This window comes from Flavobacterium sp., from assembly GCF_043779715.1.
Lineage (GTDB): Bacteria > Bacteroidota > Bacteroidia > Flavobacteriales > Flavobacteriaceae > Flavobacterium.
Map to the genome: position 1 here is coordinate 1 of NZ_JAYWDT010000018.1, position 4,914 is coordinate 4,914.

The 4,914-nt window shown below is 33.0% G+C and carries 3 protein-coding genes; all 3 read right to left on the reverse strand.

Annotated features, from left to right (window positions below):
- A partial coding sequence (locus ACH2BG_RS00615; RefSeq protein ID WP_395045803.1) for an Eco57I restriction-modification methylase domain-containing protein occupies positions 1-3,001 on the reverse strand: 3,001 nt, incomplete at its 3' end.
- A 184-nt stretch (positions 3,002-3,185) separates the two neighbouring features.
- Positions 3,186-3,953 (reverse strand): TIGR03915 family putative DNA repair protein, encoded by a 768-nt coding sequence (locus ACH2BG_RS00620; RefSeq protein ID WP_309755996.1) that lies wholly within the window; start codon positions 3,951-3,953, stop codon positions 3,186-3,188.
- On the reverse strand, positions 3,931-4,914 hold a 984-nt coding region (locus ACH2BG_RS00625; RefSeq protein ID WP_395045804.1), incomplete at its 5' end, for a putative DNA modification/repair radical SAM protein. The genes ACH2BG_RS00625 and ACH2BG_RS00620, both read right to left, overlap by 23 nt.

Here is a 4,914-nt window from a genome sequence, read left to right on the forward strand (position 1 = left end):
TTTTTATGGCTTTGTTTATTTCTTTTATAAATTCATTAAACGATAAACCATACCATTTTTCAAGTTTACCACTACGCTTTTCTATTTTAAACTGACCAGAAAAATACTTGCTGAATTTTGAACTTACTTCTTGTAATTGTTTATTCAACGACAACATTAAATCTGCTTTTTCTATGAATGGTTGTTGGAATTCTGATGCAATTTGCTTTAATGGTAAGCTTGAAAGAAATTCTTTTTTAAACCTAATTCCTGTTGAACCAAGTCCACCGCCTGAATAATATTTAGAAAATATATAAAAAAATAATTTTGAATTTAATAATGCTAACAGATATTCTAAATTCTCTCCTGTAAAAAAAGTAATGGTATCATTTGTAAAATATCCTTCTTTATCTATTACAAAAGGAGATTCAGACGACATTTCTTTCCAAATAATTTTAGGTTTAAGAAAAGCATCTAAATAAGCACAATTTCTTAAATTAAAAGAGGTATCGCCTTTGTCAAATCTTTTAGTGAGTTTTGGCTCAAACTTTTCTAAATGTTTTTTTATTTCTGAGTAATTTTCAACGTCAATCTTGGGCACATTTTTATATCCATTATGACTATTAATTAAATACAAATTTTGATAATCTAATAAATATCTACTTACATCTCTTCCTCTAAGCACTGGAACAAGCAATTCTTTATTAACAATATTTTTTGATACAAATTCATTCTTTTTGTCTTCATCAATAATAAAAGCTTCTGTTAAACCAGACAAAATACCTCTATTAATTTCTATGTTCCATTTTTTTAATGGAATTCCTAATCTATCAAATTTGTTTTTTAAAACTTGCTCATTTTTAAAAGAAATAGCCCAAACAGTGTCTTTTTCAGGATTTATTTCAACTTTCTGAGCTTCAAAAAATGTAAAATCTATAAAATTGTTTTCTTTAGAAATATCTAAAGCAATAAATTTTTTATTATTCTGTAATGTTTTTTTAAAAATTAAAATATTTGAATCAACGACTGCACTTACAAAAATACCGGAGCCTAAATCTAAAAGTTCAATTGGTTGGGTTTTTTCAATCAAATAATTCCTTAAGCTATTACCGTAATTTGCCCTCATCCATTTATTAGAAGTGATAAAACCTAACAAACCATTATCTTTTAAAATAATATTTCCTAATTCATAAAAAAGACAATATAAATCGCCTGTTTTTTCAAAAGTTTTATATTTCATTTTCTCTAATTCATTTGAAATACTTCCCATACTTTGAATTTGTACATAAGGAGGATTCCCAATCACCACATCAAAACCACCATTTGCAAATACTTTAGGGAATTCGTTTTGCCAGTTAAACGCTTTATCGCCAGCAATGGCAACATCATCTATTAAGGAATTACCACATTTTATATTTTTGTTCAGGCTGTTTAATTTTCTATTGCGTTGTGCGGTACGCAACCATAAGGAGAGTTTGGCAATCTCTACACTTTCTTCGTTGAGATCCACGCCAAAAAGGTTGTTTTCTAATATACTTCCTTCTACATCGCTCAATACCAGCGCATCACCAAAGAGTTTCGCTTGCAGTTCATCTACATATTTATGCTCAGCAATTAAAAATTCTAACGCTTGGTTCAAGAACGCTCCACTTCCGCATGCTGGGTCAACTATGGTGAGTTGCAGCAACCAGTTGCGGTAATTGTCTAAGATTTCTTTTAGTTTCTTTTTGGTTACAACCGTTATTTTTTTGTCGGTAGAATATTTGGTTTCATCCAGTGCAATTTCTAGTTTCTTTTCTTCGCACAGTTTACCAACAGTATTGTCGACCATGTATTTTGTAATGTATTTTGGTGTGTAAAAAACGCCGTCTTTCTTACGTTTCGTTTTGGTTTTATCAACTTCTTGCCCTGCAATGGCATTGGTAATTTCGTCTATTTCGTTTAGCGAATTTTCAAAAATATGACCTAGAATGTTTACGTCCACTTCGCTTTCAAAATCGTACTCGCTTAGTTTTCTAGTATGCTTAAAAAGCAAATCATCGTTTATGGCAATGTTATCCAGCAATTCATCAGGCTGAAACAAACCGCCATTGTACGCATAAATATCATATTGCGCGGTAACAATTTCGTTAGTGTGTTTTCCAAAAGCAGGTAAACTTACTCTGGCGCCCGTATTTAAATCCTGAAAATACATTTTGTATCTATCGTATAACGAAACGGGAATGCGCGCTTCCCGAAGTTTTTGCCATTCGAGATTGATACTAAAAATTAAATTAGTGGGTAACAACTGTCTATCTTCGGCAAAGAAAATAAACAAAAACCGATCAAGAAGTTTCTGGGTTTTCTTAAACAATTCCAGTTGGTTGTATTGCGGATTGAGTTGTACTATATCATTAAACAGTTCCTTACGAAACGCCGAGTAATCCTTATACAATTCTTTGGTAATCTTGTCTTCGCTGGAAACGCTTTCGTATTTTATTTTCTTGGGCAAATCGGTCTGCATGCTTTCTAGCGAAAGGCACAGGAACAGCAAATTGAATTCGTCACGAGAAAGCGTAAACAAGTTAAATTCTACAAACTCGGTAGCATTGTCCACATAAAAACGAAGTTTTTCAAAGTTGGAAATGATTACATAACTACACTCTTTCTGGTTGTTTTTATACCCAAATGCCTGTGTTTCTATTTTGGATAAATCAGTAGTTTCTGTTCCTTTCAGTTCAATTACGGCATGCACATTATCGTTTAGGATTATGGCACCATCGGCTTTCTTGCTGTTGGTCTCATTTTTTTGTTCGGTAATTAAATTGTAATTGGTATTGGGATGTTGCGTATAACCCAGCACTTGCACAAACAAATCATTAAGGAAAATAGCTTGGTACTGTTCTTCCTTGCTGTTGCGAATGTTCTGTTGCTTTGCTGCATTATGAAATATGGTGGTAAACAACTGCCATTTTTCATCGAGAACAAGTTTGTTGAGTGTATTAGAATATTTTTTGACAACAGTATTTTGAAATAAAGACATGGTTTGTATCGATTGGAGTTTCAAACATACGATTATTTAACCTAAAAAAAGCGTGGAAATCTGGATTTTTTCTAAGAAAATTACTAAAAAACATATCCCTTTAAATCTGTTTAGCCGACAAAAAAATTAAAAATTTACAATGTTGCCTTACGCCTGTTTTATACCTAGAATAAAAAGATCGTTTTCAAAACATTTTCTTTTCAGTTAGGTATTTCCAATAACGTTTAGGAACGTGTTGTATGTGCAACTTAGTGTTTTTGCGTTCTTTGATGTTGGTATGGTCAAAATATTCCCACCACAATTTTTGATAGTCGATTTCAGTATCTGAGAAAACCTGATTGCTTTTATCATCAAGTGATTTAAGGTCTAGATCCATGGTAATAATTTCCACTTCGTTTAAATCATAGTACACTCCATATTTTCGTCGTAAATCATAAATGATCCATTTTTGATCTTGATATCTGTTTTTAAAATGCTTTATTAGCAACGTCAAAACATCAAAATCGGGGTCTATTTTAGCAAAATAAATACCATCTTTTAATTGTTCGAATCTAATAAAAGCTTCCATTCGGTGCTTTTCGCGTCCTACGTTTTTGGTTAGTTGCGAAATTTGCAACACGCTATCATTAGAGAAATCTTTCATGATATTGACCGTAGGATTCTGAACGGCGTAATTGATCACATTAAAAATGATATTCTCTACACCGATTTTCTCCGAAAGAAAAGCCCAAATCAGACAGCGTAAGCCATCACTACCCATTTGGGTTTGGAGTTTTTTTACCACGCGATCCGCTTTAGATACATTAGTACTGACAACTAGAATGTCAGCAAACAAATTCTGTTGCGTATCATCGTGTTTACTGATATTGGGACTTGGATATTTGTATTCGTAAATTTCGAAAACCGCAGTCAACAAACCTTCAAAAGTATTATCGTAAGAAAGTTGTGTCATTGAGTAATGATAATTGATTATCAAATGGTTTTTCGAACTTGGACTTCATATCGCCCAAAATAATTTCTTTTAGATTCAAAGCGTTTAAGAATTTTAAATGCGTGTTTTCATTACTTACCGAAATAAAATACTTGGCTCTATTTACCGAAACTCCAATTTTCTTGAGGTGTTCCATCGATAGATTTTGAAAACGGCGTGCATACACAATTTTATGTGCTGATTTGACACCAATTCCTGGAACGCGCAGAATCATTTCCAGCGGTGCATGCTGAATTATTACTGGAAATTGCGTGATGTTTCGCAACGCCCAGCCCATTTTTGGGTCGACTTCTAAATCTAGAAATGGATTATTTTTTTCGAGAATTTCATTGGCTTTAAAGCCATAAAATCGCATAAGCCAATCGGCTTGATACAATCGATTTTCACGAATCAACGGTACTTGTGTACCAATAGCTGGCAAACGAACATCATTAGAAACAGGCACATACCCCGAATAATAAACCCGTTTCATGTTGAAATTATTATAAAAATGATCGGCAACTTGAATGATCTGAAAATCGTTTTCTTGCGTTGCTCCTACGATAACTTGTGTACTTTGTCCGGCTGGAGCAAACTTGGGCGTACTTTTGAATTTTTTCTTTTCTTCTTTATATTGTATCAATTCATTTTTTACAAAACGCATCGGATTAATCATGTCCTGATGATTTTTATCTGGCGCCAATAATTTGAGTCCTGATTCAGTTGGAATTTCAAGATTCATACTCAATCGATCGGCGTACAAACCTGCCTCGCGCATCAATTCATCGCTAGCGCCCGGAATACTTTTTAGGTGGATATATCCGTTAAAATTATGTTCTAAGCGTAATTTTTTAGCTACGCGAACCAATCGTTCCATGGTATAATCAGCATTTTTAAAAATCCCTGAACTTAAAAATAAACCTTCGATATAATTTCTTCGGTA

Excerpts from the sequence above, each read along its gene's own strand:
- ACH2BG_RS00620 (WP_309755996.1), bottom strand. The coding sequence starts at position 3,953 with ATGACACAACTTTCTTACGATAATACTTTTGAAGGTTTGTTGACTGCG.